This window comes from Castellaniella sp. GW247-6E4 (genome assembly GCF_040276065.1).
Lineage (GTDB): Bacteria > Pseudomonadota > Gammaproteobacteria > Burkholderiales > Burkholderiaceae_B > Castellaniella.
In genome coordinates this window covers 142,313-162,667 of record NZ_JBELOI010000007.1, presented here as the reverse complement: position 1 = coordinate 162,667, position 20,355 = coordinate 142,313, and the positions used below count along the sequence as shown (strand labels likewise).

Here is a 20,355-nt window from a genome sequence, read left to right as displayed (position 1 = left end):
GGTGGGTGCAACCTCAGGCATCACTTCGATACCACGACCTGCTTTCCGCCCTCGATCTTGACCATGTACAAGGGAAAGTCCGCATTTCCCTTCTGGTCGAACTTCCACTCGCCCAGCACACCGACGTAAGGATGTTCGGGCGTCAGGCCCGAGACGTACTTGCGTACCGCCTCTGGTGTGTTCTCGCCGGACTTATTGACCGCTTCGTAGATCATGGAAAGGGCGTCGTACACCTCGGCCTCCCACCCTCCGGGATTCCTGCCGAACTTCGCATTGTATTTTTGAACGAAGCTGCGCACCTTTGGCGCCGTCGAGTCCGGATCAAAAGGAACGACGAGAATCGTTCCTTCGACATCCTTGCCGCCCAGCTCCGCGAACTTGGGCGTCGCCGTGCCCGTATCCCCCAGCAACTGCAGATTCATGCCCATCTGCTTGGCCTGCTTCGCAATCAAGGCGACCGCCGTATAGACACCCGTCGCAAACAAAGCTGTCGCACCGGACTCCTTGACCTTGGTGAGTTGGCCGGTAAAGTCCTGATCGCTGATCGGGAAGCTCTCAAACGCAGCCGGCTCCAGCTTGAGGTCCTGCAAAGCCTTTTTGAAACCGTTCGCCATCGAAGCGCCATACTCGTCATCCGAGTACAGGACCGCTATCTTGTCCTGCTTCAGGTCATGGACGGCATAGTTCGCCAGTGCCCTGGATTGCCCCGGCGCACCCACCGCAATGCGGAAAATCCACTTCGACCCCTGTTCGGTCAGCGCCGTACCCACGCCATAGGTGAACTGAGGCACCTTATACCTGCTCGTGGAGGGGATCATCGCCAGTGCGCACGGGCTGTTCGTTGCGCCAAATACCGCGGTGACCTTATCCTTGGTCAGCACCTCGATCGTGGCATTCACCGATTCATTGCACTTGCTGGCGTCATCATGCACGATCAGTTTTATCTTGTATTTGCCGTTCTCTTTATTGATTTCCTCGGTACGCAACTCTAGGCCATTGAGCTGGCTCTGTCCCACCGGCGCAAAATTACCAGTCAACGGCGCAATCGCACCGATCTTTATGACGTCCTGCGCCCCCGCGCCGGCTGCGAGTCCGGCAATCGCACTTCCCACCACCATGGCCAGAATCTGTCTACGCTGCATCATATCGTGTCTCCTGCGGGCTCAAGCCCATTATTCGAGATCTACCGCGCGTACCACCCTGCTGTCCATTCTTTGTCTTTCACACAGGCAAAGACTCACTCCCGCCGCCTCAAGGAACATCCTCCCGACAGTGCAATAACACGCCTCCCGACCACCCCATGCGATTCGTCCTCCACGGCAGGCCACCTATCAGAACGAACGCATCGTAGTGCGCGGCAAAACTCCTCGGCTAATAAATCAACGTCCCGCTATCGACCGGGAAAATAGAGCCGGTCGTCATCCTGGCATCCGCCGACGCAAGAAAAAGCGCCGCGTGCGCAATATCCACCGGCAGCGGTTCCCCCAGCAGGTTTTTTGCGCTGAGCCGCTGCGCCGTGGGATTGCTCTTGAGCTTTTCTATAATTCTTTGCGTTAAAGTCGTCGTCGGTGCAATGGCATTGACCCGGATTCCATCCGCCGCATAAGTCACGGCCATGGATCGGGTGAGCGCCGCCACCCCTCCCTTGGCGGCGGTATAGCAATCGACCCCCGGCGTCCCCATCAACGCAACGCTGGAGACCATGTTGACAATCGCGCCGCCACCGGCCTTCCGCATCCATGGAATCGCAAACTTGCAGCCCAGAAAGGTTCCCAGGAGATCGACTTTTATCGTCCGCCAGAACACATCCATTTCCACCTCCACGACTGTGCCATCCCCCGGCCTGGAGCCGCCCGCATTGTTGTACAGGACATCGATGGTCCCGAACGCCTCCACAGTCGCGTCCATCAGGGTCTTGACACTTTCCGCCTCCGTGACGTCCACCGTCACGGCCAGCGCCCTGTCGCCGCGGGCCCTGATGCGCTCGCAAACGCCTCGGGCGGCGTCGCCCGCAATATCCGCCACGACGACCATTGCGCCTTCGCCGGCAAACAAGGAGGCCGCCTCGGCACCGATCCCGTTGCCGGCCCCCGTGATGACAGCCACTTTGTCTTGTAGACGCTTCATGACAACCTCAATTGATGAGCCGGCTTGCACAAGATGCCGGTATTCCTGAGATGCACGCTCAACCGCTGACAAGCTCAGTGTCACTCTGTGCCAGGATTTCCATGAGGGACGAAATGTCGTCCAGGCGATCCAAACCCAGGACAAGCTCCGCGACACGCTCGGCATCCTGCGGGGAATACAGATCGCCGACGTACTGCCGGTAGACCTTTCTCATGCCCTCGAGCGTCAGCGGATCTTGCTTCGACCCCACCGGATGCAAGCGCTCATCACTGAACTCCATACCCGACCACGTGGTGACGGTAATGCGGGAGGGATCCACCATGACAAATTGCGACCCGTCCGGATCCATCGTCACCTCCACCTTTGCGCGCGCCGCCAGCAGCTCCGGATCGGCCGCTGCCGATGCCTTGAATTCGTCCAGCGAAAGCACGCCCCGCACCAGAGCCGCGCCCAAGGTATGCTGGAAACTGAACTGCATCTCGCCCTCAGTCTTAGGATCCGGCCGGTTGCACAGCTTGTCCCCAGGGGTCGCGTGAACGTGGATTCGCTTGACATCGTCTTGCGACAGGTTGTTGGAGCGCATGATTTCAAACAGCGAATCCACCTGCCGATGAATCATGAAGCAGCAGGGGTACTTCTTGATCATGATCTCCGTCAGGAGCCAGCGCTCCCCGAGGTCCCGGGTGTAGTCCTCCGGATTTATCTTGCCCTTGCCCAACAAACCGTCCAGGTATCTGGCGATATCGGGATTGCTGGTCAGGCCCACGCTCGCCATCTCGGCCGCCGCAACCGCCTGAACGGAATGAATCGAGGATTCAAAGAAATGCGTGTCGGTGCCAAAGTTGACGAATGAAAGATTGGCGCTGGATAGCGCAAGGCCCATCGCCATGGCTGTTTGATGCGCATCCAGACCGATCGCCTTGGCTGCACCGGCCGCCGGCCCGACCGCCCCTGGCACAACGGTAAGCCCTATGTGTTCCGCGGAAAACAGACAAGTCCGGGTATGCAGCTCCAGCCCGACGACCATGGCGAGGAGGGTGTCCCGCCCTGAAAGCTTGTACCGCTCGGCCAAGGCAAGGATGATGGCGACCACGGTGATGTCCCAGGACACGCCGCCGCCGATGCGGTCATCCTCCAGTTCCTGAACATGCGCATAAAACGCGTTCAGGAAAATCGCCTCCCATAGAGACGTCTTGAATCCACTGTGGATCAACGTAATTTCTTGTGGAAGGTTTTTACGCTTGATGACGCTTGCAGCCCTGACCCCCGACGGGTGGATCGAGCCGGCGACCATACCGCTGATGGTCTTGAGCGCTAGAAATTTTGTGTAGTCGACCACCTCCTCGGGAATGTCCTCATATTTGAGGTTTGCCGCAAACGTCGCTAGGGTATCTGCTACTTCTGTGCTCACGATATGCCTCCTTGCATAGATGTGTCACGTACTAATAGCTTCAAAACTGCGGGGCACGCGTCCGCACTCGTCAGGCAAACCTGACGAATCTCGCGGACAGTAAACGACGGGCTAGAGATGAGCAGCTGCTGACGCTGCTGAGATTTGCTGATCTGATTCGATACGAGATCAGCGTATAGAAGCGCAATTTATTTTGCTGGCACGTATGCGACAGAATCATGGCCAAATTCAGTCATGAAAATGTAATAGCCAAACACAAGAGCGCCTCGGCGCTGGATATTATCCAGGCGAGACTATGGTGTTTGATGCCGGCGGGATATATGGCTCGTCACACCCGAAGCCGGTCAATTGCCGGGCCACGGCCGGACTAATGGGCCGACAGCGTATCCAATGCCTTCTTTACCCTGTCAAAATCGATGTGCTCTTGCTCCAGCCTCAGTTGTAAACCACACCAGATCCGCTGGGATCGCAAGTCGTCATACAGTGTCCGCTCGGCCTCATCCAAGCGCCTCAACTCTGTGCTCAAAGGTGTGTCCTCGATGCCCCACGCCGATTCATGTGCATCCAGGGTCGCGCGGTCCATCAGAAAGGATTCGACATGCCTAAAATGGCCGCGTAGCCGATCAAGAATGCCAAACCCATGGGTATCGATATCACCCCAGTAATGCAGCCGACACTGGTCCAGCCAGCGGCTGCGCGCCAGGCGCTTGTCGACGGCATCGATGCTGCCCTGGACCCAATCGCGCATAATTTGCTGGTGGCTATTGCATGATTCAACACTGAGCTGATGCTCGCCCAAGGCCTGCGCGCGCGATTCCCCGGCATCCGCCTGCCGTTGCTCGATTTTGGAACGGTGATCACGAGCACCTTGTAAATCCGCGCTCTTACTGCTCCTGGGTGGCGCAGCAGGCCACGCAACTGGTTGCCATCGACCCACTGCGCAACCTCGCGTATTGTGCTCAAGCTCAGGAGCGACTCGCGGGTGGGCAGCCCTCCGCACGGGAAACGGCCACCGCCCTCAATCCTGGCAAGCGGATATGAGCTCAGTCGCCGAACACCTCGCCCAGAGTCGTGGCGTCGAGGATATTCAGCGACCAGGTCTCGAGCTGCTCGGCGGTCGCCGCGCGGACGCGTTCGGTCGCAGTACCGGGGATGGCGCCGAACTTGTGGCCCAATTGCCGCAGCAGCAGCTCGGCCTGCCCCTCAACGCGCTCGCGTCTGAGATAGACCCGCTCGGGTGTGGTGATGTATGTCATTGCATGCTCCTGTTCCAGGGCTTCCAATGCCCGCATGTAGTCTGGTTCCAGCGCCTCGGGCAGCGCGATCATCCAGTCGACCAGCCGGGCCAGGGCGTCGATGTCGCCGCGGGCGTATCCGTAGCCGGCCAGGCGGCGCATGAGGTCGACCTTGGGGTCGAGCCTTGCCGCCTTGCGGCGAAACCGCAGGGCGGTCAACTGCGCCATGACGACCACGGCAAACGGATTGGAGGGTGCCAGGGCCTCGAGGGCGTCCCAGCGGTCCAGCCATTGTGCCATGTGCACCACCGGAAAGGTGAACCGCACCCCCTGGCCGAGGAACTCGTCGTGGTGAACCAGGTGTGAATCGCCGCCGCGGCTGGTGGTGAGGATGCCCAGGCTGTAGAGGGCGTGATTGCCGGATCCGCCGTAGCGGTCCTCGAGGCGGTAGCGATACTGATACATGCGCCGGGCAAAGAGGCGCCTGGCCTTGGGGCCGGTGGCGCCGCCCTGGACCTCGACGTGGATCAGCAGCCTGGCGAACCGGCCATCGAGGCAGCGCACGAGGATGAGCTTGTCGGTGTAGAGGCGGCCGGAGGTTTGGCTCGCGCCGTCGTTCGGTGGGTGGGCGCGGCTATGGCCTGATGCTGCTTCCGGCCCGCCGGACGATTCAGGCAGGATCCGTCGTCGAGGCCCGGCGATAGCCTGCAGTTCTTTATCCAAAAACTGCGGCGGATGTGACCAGTCGATGCTGGCATGCAGCGTCGGGGCGAACAGGGCCAGGCACTGGGGCAGGAAGACCTCGAGCGCCTCTTTCCAGGGGCTGTCGTGATCGTCGGCCCTGCCGGCGGTATCGAGGCCCATGGGGGCACCCTCGCATGAATGGGGAGTGCCCATCATGGCCGAGGACGCCGCCCCATGGACGTTCAAGTGGGCTGTTTGGCCACTGCGAGAAGTACGAAGACAAGGAGATCCGCCGGCGGCACCGGAATCAGCTATATTGGCTAGGCTCGTACTCCGGCACCCAGCGCTTCAGCCCCACGCGGACCGCCTCGTCGTCCAGCGGCACCTCGGACCCGACCCAAGCCCGCACCTCCTCATACAGGCCGTCGGGCACGCGGCGGGGCCGCGCGATGCGCAGCTTTTCATGTAGTGTCGGCAAGGTTTCCTCGGCATCCGCGAGCAATTCCTCGTATAGCTTTTCCCCCGGCCGCAAGCCGGTGAACTCGATGCGGATCTCGTCCTCGGTGAAACCCGACAGGCGGATCATATTGCGAGCCAGGTCCACGATCCGGACCGGCTCGCCCATGTCCAGGACGAAGATCTCGCCGCCGCGCCCCATCGCCGCGGCCTGCAGCACGAGCTGAGCCGCCTCGGGAATGGACATGAAATAGCGATTGATCTCGGGGTGGGTGACGGTGACCGGGCCGCCATGGGCGATCTGGGACTGGAACTTGGGAATGACACTGCCCGTGCTGCCCAGCACATTGCCAAAGCGCACGATGTGGAAACGCGTGCCGCCGCCTCCGTTCTGCATGATCTCGCAGACCATTTCCGCCATGCGCTTGGTGGCACCCATGACATTGGTCGGATTGACCGCCTTGTCGGTCGAGATCAGGACAAAGCGTTCCGCACCCGCATCGCGCGCGGCGCGCGCCACCACCAGAGTGCCCAGGACGTTGTTGCGGACCGCCTGCCAGGCGTTGCCAACCTCCATCAGGGGCACGTGCTTGTAGGCCGCCGCATGAAAGATCACCTCGGGCCGGTGCTCGGCGAACACCTGCGCCATGCGCGCCGTATCCTTGACATCGCCCGCCAGGCGCACGATGGACACCTCGGGGCGATGCTCGCCAAACCACTGCTCGACCATATAGAGCGCGAATTCACTGGCCTCGAGCAGCACGACGCAGGCCGGGTCGAAGCGCGACAACTGGCGGCACAGCTCGCTGCCGATCGAGCCGCCCGCGCCGGTGACGAGAATGCGCTTGCCGGCCAGCATGGCCTGGACATTATGGCTATCGATGCGCACGGATTCGCGGCCCAGCAAATCCTCGATCTTGACGGGGCGCATCATATTGATGGCGACCCGGCCGCTCATGAGCTCGGCCAGACCCGGAATCGTGAACAGCGCCGCCCCGGCGTCGGTGGCCAGGCGCGTCACCCGCTGCAAGACCTCGGCGGGTGCCGAGGGCATGGCGAGAATCACATGGCGTGCCTCGTGGCGCCGCAGCACCGCGGGCAGGTCCTCGGTGCTGCCTTCGACCCGGCAGCCCGAGATCTCGAGCCCTCGCTTGTGGCGATCATCGTCCACCATGGCAACCACCGACCAATCGGCGCTGCGGGCGAGTTCGCGCAGCAGCATGGCGCCCGCCGTGCCGGCGCCGACGATAATCACCGGCCGGCCGGCCTTGCGCACGCCATGGACCAGCAACCGCTCTTTCCACATCCGCCCGGCGATCCGCGCGCCGCCCATCAGCACCAGCAAGAGCAGCGGATACAGCACCGCCATGGACCGCGGGATCAGCAAGTAGGGCTTGGAGTACATGGTCAGCAGCAGCACCGCCACCAGCGACACCAGCACGGCCTTGAGCAGGCGGCGCAGATCGGGCAGGCTGGCAAAACCCCACATGCCCCGATACAGGCCCGCCCAGCGGCACGCCAGCAATTGCACCGGCAGCAGGATCAGCACCCCGTAGACGATCTCCTCCCGAAAGGCACCGGGCCATTCCAGGTTGAAGCGCAGCAGGAAACTGACCACCCAGGCGACCACCACCATCAGCAGATCGAAGGCAAAGACCAGGAGCAAGCGGATATTCATCCCGCCCCCTTCAGGCCGTCACGCCGCAGGCCCGCCGCATGACGGCGCCCAGCACCTCGCAAGTCCGATCGATATGCTCGTCGGCCAGGGTCGGATGCACCAGGAACATCAAGCTGGTGTCGCCCAGTTCGCGCGCGATCGGCAGGCGCTGCGCGGGCCGGAAATCCGTGCCATCGAAAGCCTTTTCCAGATAAACCTCGGAACAGGACCCCGAATACGCCGGGACGCCCTGGTCCGAGATTTCGCGCAAAATGCGTTCACGCGACCAGTCAGGCGCCAGCGCCTCGGGCCGCAGAAAGACATAGCATTTATAGGCCGCATGATCGATGCCCTCGGGCACCTCGGGCACGCGCAGGCCTGGCAGGGCGCGCGCGGCCTCCCAAATCCGCCGTGCGTGGCGCAGGCGCGCCTCGTGCCAAACATCCATGCGGCGCAATTGGATGCGCCCAATGGCCGCCTGCACCTCGATCATCCGCCAATTGGTGCCGAATGACTCATGCAGCCAGCGATAGCCCGGCGGATGCTGTCGCTCATAGACCGCGTCCCAGGATTTTCCATGATCCTTGTAGGCCCACATCCGCTTCCACAAATCCGCGTCGTCGGTCGTGACCATGCCGCCCTCGCCGCCGGTGGTCATGACCTTGTCCTGGCAAAACGACCAGGCGCCCACATGACCGATCGACCCCACGGGGCGCCCCTTGTAGCGCGCGCCATGGGCCTGGGCACAGTCCTCGATCACCAGCAAGCCGTGTTCGCGGGCCAGCTCCATGATGGGATCCATATCGCAGGGCCAGCCCGCCAAGTGCACACAGATCACCGCCCGCGTGCGCGGCGTCAGCACCGCGCGGATGGCCCCGGCGGTCAGGTTCTGGGAATCCGAGTCGACATCGGCGAACACCGGCCGAGCGCCGGCGTTCACCACACAGGACACCGAGGCGAGGAACGTGCGCGGCGTGACAACCACCTCGTCGCCGGGCCCAATGCCCAGGCCCGCCAGCGCCAGGTCCAGGGCCACCGTGCCGTTGGCCAGGGCAATCGCATGACGGGTGCCCGACCAGGCGGCAAACTCGCGTTCGAACTCGCGGCACTCTTGGCCGGTCCAGTAGTTCACACGGTTCGACAAAACGACGTCGCGAACAGCGTCGGCCTCCTCGGGGGTAAAGGACGGCCAGGGTGGAAACGGGGTATTCAGCACGGTTGTCTTCTAATGTCTGGTGGGGGAGGGGTCATCAACGGATCAATTCCTTGGCGGGCACGCCCGCCACCGTCAGATTATCCGCGATATCGCACACCACGGCAGCGCCCGCCCCGATCGTCACTAGGCGGCCCACTGTCACCCCCTGGCGGATCGACACCCCGATCCCCACCCAGGACTGCTCGCCCACCCGGACGTCACCGGCCAGGTGCGCGCCGGGACTGATATGCACGCCATCGCCCAGCACGCAGTCATGATCCACGCTGCAAAGGGTATTCAAGATCACACCGGCGCCGACAACGGCGTCGGCATTGACCACCGCGCCAGCCATGGCCACGGCCCCGGCGCCCAGGCGCGCAGAGTCGCTGATCATGGCGGAAGGATGCACGAGGGTCGCCAGCTCGATCCCGGCCGCCTGCAACTGCCAGATGACTTTCATCCGGATCGCGTTGTTGCCGATGGCCACCGCCGCGCCGTCGAAACGCCCCGGGTCCTTCAGGAACGCCGAGGTGTCACCCGAAATCACCCATTTGCCGCTACGCCGCTTGCCCGGCCACGCGTCATCATAGAAATCCACGCTGGCCCAGCCCGCGCTCAAGGCCACCTCGGCGACCACCTTGCCATGGCCGCTGGCGCCTAGGATTGCCAGTCGTTTCATTCATCCCCCCTAATTCCCCACATTACTGTGGGTTTCGCCCACCATCATTCGCGTCGGAGCGCTCTCCAACGGCAGCCAGTGCGCCCAACCCGAGCCAAAATATACGCTGGTACAGGACTTCGTGAAACAGGCTCATGACGGCAAAGACCAGCATCAGCAACAGAATACCTTGCGCCCTGATGGAATGCGCCCTGCGAATCCAGGCCGACCGAACGATCAGCACGAACACCACGACAAAAGGCATGGCGCCGACGATGCCCATTTCCGCCATCAACCATAATAAGGTGTTGTGAATGATGGTTGTGAAGCCCAGAATACTCTCGCTATCCGCCAGGAACGAACCAAGCCCGCCGCCGATGATCGGATGACGAAGCCAAGCATCCACCGACGCGATCATCAATTTCACCCTACCCTGATCGCTATCCCCGGTAGAGAAACGGCCAACACCATCGAGCATTATCCAGGGCTGAGCTGGATTCGCCCCAGATAGCGCCGCAGTTGGCGAAGCCCCCAGATTGACACCACTATCCCACACCATCACAGCACGGTACATACCAGCAACCCAATCCGCCACAACCCAGAACAGGCCCAGTACCCAGTCTCCAACCACTTTATACAGGAATGGTAAGTAGCCTGACACCAACCAGATCAGAACCCCTACCACCAGACTTGCCACGACCAACCTACGATGCGCGATTCGCATCACCAGAACGACCCCGATCATCAGTGCAAACGTAATGAAGGCCGATCTAGATGCCGTCAACAACAGACCTCCGATCAGGATGCCAAACGCAACGGTACTCAACTTACCTGCCGACGCCCATGGCCCGCCGACCAATCGCTGCATTCTTCCCAAGAGAGGAAGGTAAAGTGACATCACGACCATGAGTTGGAAAGCCAATGCATTGCGGTTGCCGGAGTAGGCCTCAAATCCGGATGTTTCCACGCCGTGCAGAAACCCTGGCAGGCCAAAACCATGAAGAGGCACCAGGGCCTGCGCGCATACCACCACCACGCACAAGACGATGACCATGGTTTCCACTAGACGCCTGAATCCCAGGCGGCCGTAATAGCGAACAGCCATATATCCGGCGGCCATATACCCGAGAAGCGCCGCCCAGCCAATCACCTTACTCACAGCCCAGCCGGACACTCCACCACGGAGCCACCATGCCAGGCCGAGGCCCAGCACAAACACTCCCCACATCGTCAACAGCCCTGCATTCAGCCCCGGGACGCTCCACTGCGGCCAGCGCCTGCGGGATAAGGCCTCCAGAGCGACCGCCGAGAGCGCAAGCACCGCGAAAGGATCTGCCAGATTCAGATTGACCGTGGTATCCGCAACTGACACATGTATCTGGAAGAAAATCAAGACGGTAACGGCCATGTACATCGGCCATGCAGAGGCATGTTCCATATGTACGACCGTCTCGCCCACCTCAACCGGCACGCGGTCAGCAGGTGGCGTGACACGGCCTCCACGCCTGCCGCCCATAGTTGCCACACCAGCCAATAACAGAACGCCGGCAATGGACAGGGCACCGCAAAAAATCGACGCGGACAGGGCCGCGCTGGAGCTCACGCCGAACAGGCCAAGAACATAGATGGCGAAAATTTCGCGCAAACCCCAGCCACCGAAGCTCAAGGGAATGCTTGCTCCAAAGGATACGATTGCCGCCATTGCAAACAGGTCCAGCCAGCCTGCCTCTGGTGCGACGACATGGAATAACACCGAAAAGCACGACAGCATCGCCCCAAGGCTGACCGCAGTCACAACCACCAGCTCCAGGACATGCAGCACGTTTCGCCAAGCCAACGCCGTGGAGATGTGCAGGCGCTCGAAGCCCCGCAATCCAAGCCGTTTCACAAGCACTCCGGCGATGCAAAGGACCAGCAGAATCTCAGCGAACGGTATGTTCTCCATCTGCTTGAAAACTCCGCTGCCGAGCAGATGCACACCGCCCAGTACGGCCATTGTCGCGCTGACCAATGCAACTAGGACGCGTTCGTACGCCACAATCATTGCGTTTTCAACGGGACTCACTCCCGCATCGCGCAGAATCGCCTGCCGACCAAGCATATGCCCCATCAAGGGAATCACAATCAATGCGGCCATATTCCCCATCATGCTGGCCCGGAGGATCGACCACCAAGGAACCCGATGACCGAAATGGTCGAGGATCCGCGAGTAGCGATGAACCACCGTTAGCTGATTGATGATGATCAGCACCAGGGCACCGACCAAAACCCTATAGGGAAATTGATGAAGAGCCCCTAAAAGGTTCTCCGGTCGTACGAAGAGAAAAATCCCCGCCAATAAGGCGAAAGATACCGCCAAGGCCACAAAGCGGAGCGGAACTAGTTTCCGAAGACGCATGAAAATTCTGGCTCTATATCGTCACACGAAATTTCGCTGAACTGCCTACCGCAGAACTCTCATCCACACCATCGACAAATCTAAGCCCATTGTCATTTTTTCTGAGATGTCCCTTGAAACTTCGGCATTGTCGCCTCCCCGGCCGCACTGATACCGTCCCGACGCAACACTCGCCAAATGGTCAGCCACAGGATCTTAAGATCCAGCCAGATCCGCCGATGGTCTACATACCACACGTCCAGCACGAACCTGTCTTCCCAACTGATCGCATTCCGGCCATTGATCTGAGCCCAGCCGGTGATGCCAGGTCGCACTTCGTGGCGTCTCGCCTGTTCTTTTGAATAAAGTGGCAGATACTCCATCAATAGAGGGCGTGGCCCCACGAGGCTCATGTCGCCCTTTAAGACATTCCACAGCTCGGGCAATTCGTCCAAGCTCGTCGAGCGCAGGAACCGCCCGAAAGGCGTCATGCGCTCGTCGTCTGGAAGTGGCTCACCACCCAGATCAAGCGCATCCCGCATCGTCCGGAACTTGATCATCTCGAAGGGCTGTCCGTTCAAACCAGGCCGGACCTGGCGAAACAGCACCGGGCTCCCGAGCCGGTGCCGGATCATCCAAGCCAGACCCAGGATCACTGGCGACAGGACCAACAACCCGAAGCCCGCCCCCAGAACATCCAGTACACGCTTCAAGACCCGATCCCCATTCCACGCAGCATCGCGGCATTCACTCGCCGCACATCATATTTTTCCTCGGCGATCGACCGGGATCGAACACCCATTTCCCTCACCACGTGCGGTGCTGCGATGAGCCGCCGCATCGCGGCGGCCAGTTCGTCGTCATCCCCCACCGGCACTAAATAACCATTTTCCCCATCCACGACCGTCTCACGGCAACCCGGCGCATCGGTGGTTATTACGGCACGGCCAGTCGCCATGGCCTCCAAAACCGTGCGCGGCGTCCCTTCGCGATACGAAGGCAGGACGTAGACCGTACATTCGCGCAAGGCGGGCCGCACATCGGCCAAACGACCCAGGTACTCCAATATGCCGCCATCGACCCAGGTCGCCAGCTCATCGGCCCCGATGGAGTCCGGCCCGCCATCCAGCCAGCCAGCCAGCCGAAAGGACGCATCGGGATGCTCGCGCCGTAGTACCTTCGCAGCCCGCGCATACTCACGCACGCCCTTCGCCACCAACAGGCGTGCAATCATCAGAAAGACCACCCTGCCCTCAGGTACCGGCACGCATTCAAAGTGATCGGTATCGACGCCCGAACCATTGACGACCTCGGACGGCACCTCCGTGCCCAAGAAGCCCAGCGCACCGAACAGCTCCTCGTCGTCCCGATTCTGGAAGAACACTCGGTCCGCGCCACGCAAGGACAGGCGATAGAGGCCGCGCACCACGCCGGATACCAAACGCGCCTTGACCCCGGCCTGCTGGCTCTGGAAAGCGTAGCCGAGACCCGTGATGAGCGCATAGCGGCGCTTGACGCCGGCGAACCGGGCCGCCAATAGCCCATAGATCACCGGCTTGACGGTATAGCCCAAGAACACATCCGGTCGCAGGCTAATCATCAGCCTCCGCAAGTCACGAATCGCCACCATGTCCGCCACGGGGTTCATGCCGGTACGCTGCAAGGGGATATCATGCGGGATCGCGCCCCGACTGCGCAAGGCCTGCGCAACCTCTCCTTGATCAAGCCCGGGCGCCGCGACGTGGACCTCGACTCCAGCCCTCAACAATTCATCGATCAGGGCTCCGCGGAAGTTCAACAGAGACTCAGCAAAACCCCCGACCAGCAGAAACCTCATGCCGCAACCTCGGCATCGGCCAGCCAGGCCTGGAACATCAAGACAGGCCACAGCTGATACTGCCAGTTGTAGCCACCCGCCAGATGCTGGTGCCACAGGCGCAGGATCGGCTCAGCCTCGAAATAGCCTTCGGCCCGCAAGCGATCCTCGGACAACAGATCCTGTGCCCAAGCCTTCAGCGGCCCACGCAGCCAGTCATCGATCGGAATTCCGAATCCTTTCTTGGGCCGCTCGACCAGCTCGCGGGGCACATGCCGATACAGCACCTGGCGCAACAGCCATTTGCCCTGGCCCTCGCGGATCTTCATGTGCAGGGGCATCCGCCACGCCAGCTCCACCACCCGATGGTCCAGCAAGGGCGCGCGAGTCTCGAGACTGGTGGCCATGGCGGCACGATCCACCTTTGCCATCACCTCATCCGGAAGGAAGGTCTGCGCGTCCATGGCCATCATCCAGTGCTCGAAGCAATCGGCCTGGGGCTGCAAAGTTGGATCCGTCATGATCGTCGGATGCTCATGCCCGCCCAATACGACCCGCGCCGGGTCCTGCCAGTGACTCGTCAAATGTCGGAAGTACGCTCGCTCGGTATCCAACTCAAGCACCGCCGCCAATTTTTGCGCCTTGGTCCCCGGTATGGCCAGCCTGAAGCGCTCCGGCAATAGCGGCTTGGCCGTCGTAAACAACCTATCCCATCCTGCCGGGGACAAACTACGCAGGAATGCGGCGAAAGTGTGCCGCAACGGTCGGGGCAGGGATTGCATGCGCAGCCATACTCGTCGTGCTCCCAGATAGCGGTTATAGCCGCCGAACAACTCATCGCCGCCGTCACCGCTCAGGGCCACGGTCACATGCTCGCGCGCGATCTTGCTGATCAGGTAGAGGGGGATCTGCGAATCCGCACTCAGCGGTTCACAATACACGCGCGGCAGCATGGGTATGACGTCCAGCGCGTCTTCCGGCCGAACGATCAGCGACAGGTGATCGGTCCCCAAGTGCTTTGCAATTGCCTGCGCATGGACCGCCTCGTCGTACTCGCTACCATCGAAACCTATCGTGAACGTGCGTACCGGCCGCGCACTGAGTTTTTGCATCAGGGATACGACGGTGCTACTGTCAATGCCGCCACTGAAGAATGCGCCTACCGGAACATCGGCCAGCATCTGCTGGCCGATCGTGTCCGACAAGCGCGATTCCAGCGCCTGAACTGCGGCCGCATCATCCCCCAAGAAAGGATGTGCCCTCCCTCGAGTCACAGCCTCATTGAGGCGCCAGTACGCTTGCGGCTGGGCTGCTTTTGCATTTGCAGCGCCACCACCCAGGGGAACCATGAGGAAATGCCCGGCCTGCAGCTTGGCCACACCCACGTAGATGGACCAGGGTGCGGGCACATACCCGTGGCGCAAAAACAGCGATAGCGAGCCTCGATCCACGACAGGACGAAACCCCGGAACGGCCCGAAACGCCTTCAGTTCCGAGCCAAACAGCAGGGTATCCCCCTGCCATCCCCAGTACAGCGGTTTCTCGCCCAGCCGATCGCGCGCAAGGCCAAGGACGCGATCACTCCGATCCCAAAGGGCCAAGGCAAACATGCCGACAGCTTGACGCAAGGTCTCGGGCAAGCCCCAGGCCGCGATACACGCCAATAGGGTCTCGGTGTCCGAATGCCCGCGCCACGCAGGCGCCGATGCCCCAAGCCGCGCCCTCAGATCCAGGTGGTTGTAAATCTCGCCGTTGAACACCAGCACATAGCGGCCGCAAGCGGACGGCATGGGCTGATGTCCGGCGGAGGAAAGTTCAAGGACAGAGAGGCGGCGATGCGCCAATGCCAAGCCGGCGCCCTCGTCCACCCACACCCCTGAATCGTCTGGCCCGCGATGCGTCAGCGTGTTCGCCATCCTGCGCGCCTCGCTATCCAAGGCGGCCGGCATATCCACACGCCACAAGCCCGCTATGCCACACATATCGTCACCGAAAACACACGCGACCGGGTGCTCATTGCCGTGACATCATGAGATGACAGAACACACTCCGTGTCACGTGGCCTTGAACGGGGTGAATACATCGTGAAACTGTTGCTGCCATAGCTCGAGGCTGAGGAATGCCCACAGGTTTCTGCCAAAGACACTGCCGCCGTCGATCAATTTTTCCACATCAAAACCCGGCGCCAGGTAAGAGCGCGTACGCGCTTTCTGACTGGAGAACGTATCCATCACAAAATCACGTGCGCGCCCACCTTGCCTCAGCCAGACCTGCAAAGGCACTGGGAATCCCATCTTGTCCTTTCGGTCAAAGATCTCTGTCGGCAGTTTGTCGCTGAAACTGGTGCGCAGCAAGCGCTTCAACTGGCCATTCTGGAACTTGATGTTGGCGGGAATGGTGGCCGCTAGTTCGACCATAGGGTGATCCAGGAAGGGCACACGGGATTCAACACCATGGGCCATCCCCATACGATCCTCGACATGCAGCAACGCGGGCAACAAGGTCTTGAAATCGAAATGCGTCATCGCGTCGAAGTAGGAATCCTTTGACACATTGCTGCCCCAGTAGATCTGCTTGAATTCCTCAAAGGATTCCGTGCCGCCGAGCGCATCTGGGTTTACGATATCACCAAATGTATTAGATCGGTTAATCAACCTAAAATATCTCGCATCGCGCCCATCGAACAAACCCTTAGAGAAGAACTCCTTGATCAGAGGCTGATAGGCTCGAAGCGTCTGCAGGTTTGGAATAATGGATTGATAGGTGACGACAAAATTTCCATCGTCCATCGTGCCTTCCAACGCGCCTTTGATGCACTGCTCCCAATACGCGATCAGGTATCGTGCGTAGCCACCGAAAATTTCATCGCCACCCTGTCCACCCAACACTACTTTGACATTCTTTCCGACCAGGCCAGACACCATATACTGTGGGAAGGAGCCGGGGCCAGCTACCGGCTCATCCAAGTGATAAATCGTCTTTGCGATATTATTTACAAAATCGTCTTCCGTCATATCCAGATGGTGCAAGCGCATGTTGTATTGATTCGCGACGGCTTGCGCATACCTGGACTCATCAAACGCTTGATCCAAAGAAAACTTACCGACAAATCCCTGCATGGAATCCACGTCCTGGTACGCGGACGCGACCGCCGCCACCAGGCTCGAATCAATTCCCCCACTAATATAAGCACCCACTTCGACGTCGCTGCGCATATGGAGGCGAATAGATTCGTGGAATTTTTCTCTTAATTCCTCGACGAAGTATTTTTCCGTATGGTTCCAGTCCAATTGATATTGGACCTCCCAATAACGATTGGTAGACACTCGCATATCCCGTGTCACATAGCCACAATGTGCCGCCTCGAGTTGCTCAACGCCCTCGAATAGTGTCTTGCCACCAAGGCAGAACTGAAAAGCGAAATAATCCCTCAGGCCGGCGGAACAGGTTCTAACTTCGGGCAGGAAGGGGACCAACGCTTTGATCTCGGATGCGAAATAGAACACATCATCGACAACCGCGTAATAAAACGGCTTTATACCAAATCGATCCCTGGCAACAAACAAGGCATTCTTGCGCGGATCCCATATTGCAAACGCAAACATACCGCGCAAATGGTCGACGCAGCGATCGCCCCAGCGCTCGTATGCCTTCAGGATCACCTCGGTGTCAGACGTGGTACGAAACCCCTCTTTACCCAGGATCTCCCTCAATTCGATATAGTTATAAATTTCACCGTTGTATGTGATTGTGCAGCCGGATGCCGAATGCATCGGCTGTGCGCCAGTTGTCAGATCAATGATGGATAGTCGAACATGGCAAAGGCCCGCGTTATTCTTGTCATTCTGCCAATAGCCTTCCCCATCGGGGCCCCGGTGGCGAATCGAATTCGCCATGGAAGCGAGACGCAAGTGTCCGTCAGCTACGGGTCGACCATCTGAAAAATATCCGCTGATTCCGCACATTTAAATTTCCAATTATTATCAGGTTCGAGCAAATGGGAAAATCTTAACGCCCAAGCAACTTACGAAAAATAGGCCGCAGATACTTCCCTAATAACACCTGAACTTTGTCGCGAAATGATTCCGACGCGAAGCCCAGGATCTTACCAAAGAAGAAAAAATATCCCCATGCCATTAGAGCCCTGAATCTATTCGCCTTGATTCGTGCCTCACGATGCTGCGACGCAATAGATGAAAACGCCTCGGTAGAGTAGACATCCGTGATTGGCACATAATCCGAGCCAAGCCGACGAAGTATAGCCTCATCAAATATACGGACGAGCGCAGCAAAGGAATTATCTGGATTCAACGCGACTTCTCGATAGGCATTATCAACGATATCGTTCACCTTAGATTCATTTCTTAATATCGCAACTATCTCGGCAAAATTACTATGATCTTTTTTCAATGGTAGATAATGCCGCCAAGGAGTCATGCGATCTGAATAACGACCCTCATACAATATCATCAATGTCTTCAGAGCCGCGGCCTCGAAACATCTTGGGGATATTTGATTTAGTCTTATTATGCCTTCATAATCAAGAAAGTATTTACGTTGTAAATCCCGGAACGACCATTCAGGATGATCAAGAGCTGCTTTTTCAACTACAGCCTGGATGTCGCCAGAAAAATCAAAAACACTGGCTCCACTCTCTACGCCGAGGGTTGCCTTGCAGTTCAAAAGAAAGCTGATCCAATCCTTGCCATACAACCGTTCCTCCTCTCGATATGCCAGATCCACAGCTAAGCCATACCGAGCCGCATCCTCGCCCACTCTTTGCCCAATATCCCATTTCTCTTGCCCCAATTCCCCAAGCCAAGCTGGCACCTTCCGGGCACGGTATCCTATATCTATCCTGCGTTCTTGATAGGAAGGCAATATCCGTTCTAACAGGGCATCTTCAACGTACCCAGTAAGTACATTCACCTTCTCTACCCCTGGAAGGGAAGATTCAGGGTATACCTTAGGAATTTCCTCCTCTGGAACACAGGTGAACAGCAGGTCTATCCCAATATCACGCATTGCGGCGATGGATCTATCAACGAAACGATATTCATCCTGAATAAACACAGCTTTTATCGCTGTTGCATTCTTAAGACGGCGCCTGAACTCCGCACTGACATAAGCATCAACAGAAAGCACGAGAGAATAATGGATTACAACAACATCGAACTTATCAATGTTCAGATCGCCTGGAATATCCCCAAACACAGACATTGGGAATACCTTGAACCTAGACTCTCGCGCCAACGCATCAATATTAGCCCTAACCGTCGAAGCAACCTTGCCGACGTCATCCCAAAGCAGAAGAACATTTATTTTTTCGAACAGAGCCACGTGATTGAAATATAGGAATAATCGTTTTTATAGGGCAAGATATAGCTTTATAGTTACGAATTTTCTTTAGTAATCTTATCCCTAAAGTACCTAGCCATAGGAAAAAGAGCTGACTGTATAGACTTAGGAAGATACTGCCACATACTACCCAGTGGAATATTGACTCTTAAATCTCCGTCCCACTCGATATATCTACGGCCAGAGTGTTTTTTAAGAGAATTAGTGGACCGAATGGGACCCGTCGTTATAGAATCAGGGGAGTCCCCCGTGTCATATGAATCAATGCCACCGAACTCAACAGTCAAGTTATTGACGCACGCACTAGATAATATGTCGTCTAATCTCTTAACAAGAGCCGGGTAACCATAGGCGCCTGATTCGATTATATCCTGATATGCGCGGCCAACCATCAGATCTACATACTGCCCATCACTCAGCGCGTGAAAAACCTCAGCAATATTACTACCATCTTTCTTGAGGGAAATATAATGCTCATTTGGCTTCAAAACCCCTGAGTACGAGCCCTCATACAAGACCAAGACAGTACGTGCCGCTATCGCCTCAAATATTTTCGGCGAAATTTGATTCATTAAGCCATCGACTTCGAGCGCGGATAGCACCTCCCTATACACCTCTGTTTCCGTCGCATTAGGATGTTTTTTCTTATAATCCGCGATTAAATCCTCTACCTTCCCATCCCAATCAAATATGTTTGATCCACTCTCAGTTCCCAGCATAGCTCGGCAGGAATAAAGAAATTCGACCCATTTAACGCCATAAATTCTATCCTCTTCTTTCCATGAGATATCATATGCTATTCCACGGCTTTTGCAGTACTCCGCAACCATGGCTCCAATCCCAACTTTCTCAAACCCAAGAGCACCATATCTTAATGGCAACTTTCGCCCTCGGTATCCAACAACGAGCGAACGCTTGGATGGGGGAATAAATCCCTGATTAGTTTTCAGCTCTATTGGGACATATCCCGTGAGAATGGATACGAACTTCGTATCCGGAAATTTCTGCGGCGGATATACACGAAAAATTGACTTCTCGGGGACAACCGTGAATACAATATGAAATCTCAACCGCTGAATCCACGACCAAACATGATGAGTATTATCATATTCATCCTGTATAAAAAGAAATTTCAGTCCCGAGAAATTTTGCAACGACTCGGCCACCGGATCAGGCACCTGATCAAAAGGAAGCCTAAGCGAAAAATGCACGCAAACGGCATCAAATCTCGCGAGATCAACCCTGAAGAGGGATTTCTGTGAGATATGCAGGAAGAAATATCTATGTGTGGAATATTTCTCAAGTGCCTGCAAATGCTCATAAACCGCATTCGTGTACGTCTGCGTCTCGTTGTATAAAACTAGAATATTCACGCCGCAGG

At 58.1% G+C, this 20,355-nt stretch carries 15 protein-coding genes; all 15 read right to left on the bottom strand.

Going from position 1 to position 20,355, the window contains the following annotated elements; genetic code table 11:
- Positions 1-20 precede the first annotated feature (20 nt).
- A complete protein-coding gene (locus ABS761_RS10550; protein WP_350408273.1) occupies positions 21-1,145 on the bottom strand; it encodes an ABC transporter substrate-binding protein in 1,125 nt (374 codons plus the stop codon).
- 226 nt (positions 1,146-1,371) lie between these two features.
- Positions 1,372-2,127 (bottom strand): SDR family NAD(P)-dependent oxidoreductase, encoded by a 756-nt coding sequence (locus ABS761_RS10545; protein ID WP_350408272.1) that lies wholly within the window; start codon positions 2,125-2,127, stop codon positions 1,372-1,374.
- A gap of 58 nt (positions 2,128-2,185) precedes the next feature.
- The gene (locus ABS761_RS10540; protein WP_350408271.1) at positions 2,186-3,538 is read right to left on the bottom strand and encodes an MmgE/PrpD family protein; all 1,353 of its coding nucleotides are present in this window, start codon (positions 3,536-3,538) and stop codon (positions 2,186-2,188) included.
- Positions 3,539-3,905: 367 nt separating this feature from the next.
- Positions 3,906-4,475: a Wadjet anti-phage system protein JetD domain-containing protein gene (locus ABS761_RS10535; RefSeq protein ID WP_350408270.1), complete on the bottom strand. Its 570-nt coding sequence runs from the start codon at positions 4,473-4,475 to the stop codon at positions 3,906-3,908.
- Positions 4,476-4,581: 106 nt separating this feature from the next.
- Entirely contained in the window at positions 4,582-5,637 is a 1,056-nt protein-coding gene (locus tag ABS761_RS10530) for a DUF4351 domain-containing protein (protein WP_350408269.1), read from the bottom strand.
- A 127-nt stretch (positions 5,638-5,764) separates the two neighbouring features.
- Positions 5,765-7,591, bottom strand: coding sequence for a polysaccharide biosynthesis protein (locus tag ABS761_RS10525; protein ID WP_350408268.1), 1,827 nt, complete (start codon positions 7,589-7,591; stop codon positions 5,765-5,767).
- Positions 7,592-7,601: 10 nt separating this feature from the next.
- On the bottom strand, positions 7,602-8,786 hold the full coding sequence (locus tag ABS761_RS10520) for a DegT/DnrJ/EryC1/StrS family aminotransferase (protein WP_350408267.1): 1,185 nt from the start codon (positions 8,784-8,786) through the stop codon (positions 7,602-7,604).
- 34 nt (positions 8,787-8,820) lie between these two features.
- Positions 8,821-9,444, bottom strand: coding sequence for an acetyltransferase (locus tag ABS761_RS10515; protein ID WP_350408266.1), 624 nt, complete (start codon positions 9,442-9,444; stop codon positions 8,821-8,823).
- A 22-nt stretch (positions 9,445-9,466) separates the two neighbouring features.
- On the bottom strand, positions 9,467-11,821 hold the full coding sequence (locus ABS761_RS10510; protein ID WP_350408265.1) for an O-antigen ligase family protein: 2,355 nt from the start codon (positions 11,819-11,821) through the stop codon (positions 9,467-9,469).
- Positions 11,822-11,913: 92 nt separating this feature from the next.
- The gene (locus tag ABS761_RS10505) at positions 11,914-12,513 is read right to left on the bottom strand and encodes a sugar transferase (protein ID WP_350408264.1); all 600 of its coding nucleotides are present in this window, start codon (positions 12,511-12,513) and stop codon (positions 11,914-11,916) included.
- The gene (locus ABS761_RS10500; protein WP_350408263.1) at positions 12,510-13,637 is read right to left on the bottom strand and encodes a glycosyltransferase family 4 protein; all 1,128 of its coding nucleotides are present in this window, start codon (positions 13,635-13,637) and stop codon (positions 12,510-12,512) included. The genes ABS761_RS10505 and ABS761_RS10500 overlap by 4 nt, the downstream gene beginning before the upstream one ends.
- Positions 13,634-15,598, bottom strand: a complete 1,965-nt coding sequence (gene asnB / locus ABS761_RS10495) for an asparagine synthase (glutamine-hydrolyzing) (RefSeq protein ID WP_350408262.1) — start codon at positions 15,596-15,598, stop codon at positions 13,634-13,636. The genes ABS761_RS10500 and asnB (ABS761_RS10495) overlap by 4 nt, the downstream gene beginning before the upstream one ends.
- Before the next feature lie 72 nt (positions 15,599-15,670).
- Positions 15,671-17,581: an asparagine synthase (glutamine-hydrolyzing) gene (gene asnB / locus ABS761_RS10490; RefSeq protein WP_350408261.1), complete on the bottom strand. Its 1,911-nt coding sequence runs from the start codon at positions 17,579-17,581 to the stop codon at positions 15,671-15,673.
- Positions 17,582-17,624: 43 nt separating this feature from the next.
- A complete protein-coding gene (locus ABS761_RS10485; protein WP_350408260.1) occupies positions 17,625-18,956 on the bottom strand; it encodes a hypothetical protein in 1,332 nt (443 codons plus the stop codon).
- Positions 18,957-19,009: 53 nt separating this feature from the next.
- Positions 19,010-20,347 carry a hypothetical protein gene (locus ABS761_RS10480; RefSeq protein WP_350408259.1) on the bottom strand — a complete coding sequence of 446 codons (1,338 nt, stop codon included), beginning with the start codon at positions 20,345-20,347 and terminating at the stop codon, positions 19,010-19,012.
- Positions 20,348-20,355: the final 8 nt, after the last annotated feature.

Excerpts from the sequence above, each read along its gene's own strand:
- ABS761_RS10545 (WP_350408272.1), bottom strand. The coding sequence starts at position 2,127 with ATGAAGCGTCTACAAGACAAAGTGGCTGTCATCACGGGGGCCGGCAAC.
- ABS761_RS10550 (WP_350408273.1), bottom strand. The coding sequence starts at position 1,145 with ATGATGCAGCGTAGACAGATTCTGGCCATGGTGGTGGGAAGTGCGATT.
- ABS761_RS10500 (WP_350408263.1), bottom strand. The coding sequence starts at position 13,637 with ATGAGGTTTCTGCTGGTCGGGGGTTTTGCTGAGTCTCTGTTGAACTTC.
- asnB (WP_350408261.1), bottom strand. The coding sequence starts at position 17,581 with ATGTGCGGAATCAGCGGATATTTTTCAGATGGTCGACCCGTAGCTGAC.
- ABS761_RS10525 (WP_350408268.1), bottom strand. The coding sequence starts at position 7,591 with ATGAATATCCGCTTGCTCCTGGTCTTTGCCTTCGATCTGCTGATGGTG.
- asnB (WP_350408262.1), bottom strand. The coding sequence starts at position 15,598 with ATGTGTGGCATAGCGGGCTTGTGGCGTGTGGATATGCCGGCCGCCTTG.
- ABS761_RS10515 (WP_350408266.1), bottom strand. The coding sequence starts at position 9,444 with ATGAAACGACTGGCAATCCTAGGCGCCAGCGGCCATGGCAAGGTGGTC.
- ABS761_RS10510 (WP_350408265.1), bottom strand. The coding sequence starts at position 11,821 with ATGCGTCTTCGGAAACTAGTTCCGCTCCGCTTTGTGGCCTTGGCGGTA.
- ABS761_RS10530 (WP_350408269.1), bottom strand. The coding sequence starts at position 5,637 with ATGGGCCTCGATACCGCCGGCAGGGCCGACGATCACGACAGCCCCTGG.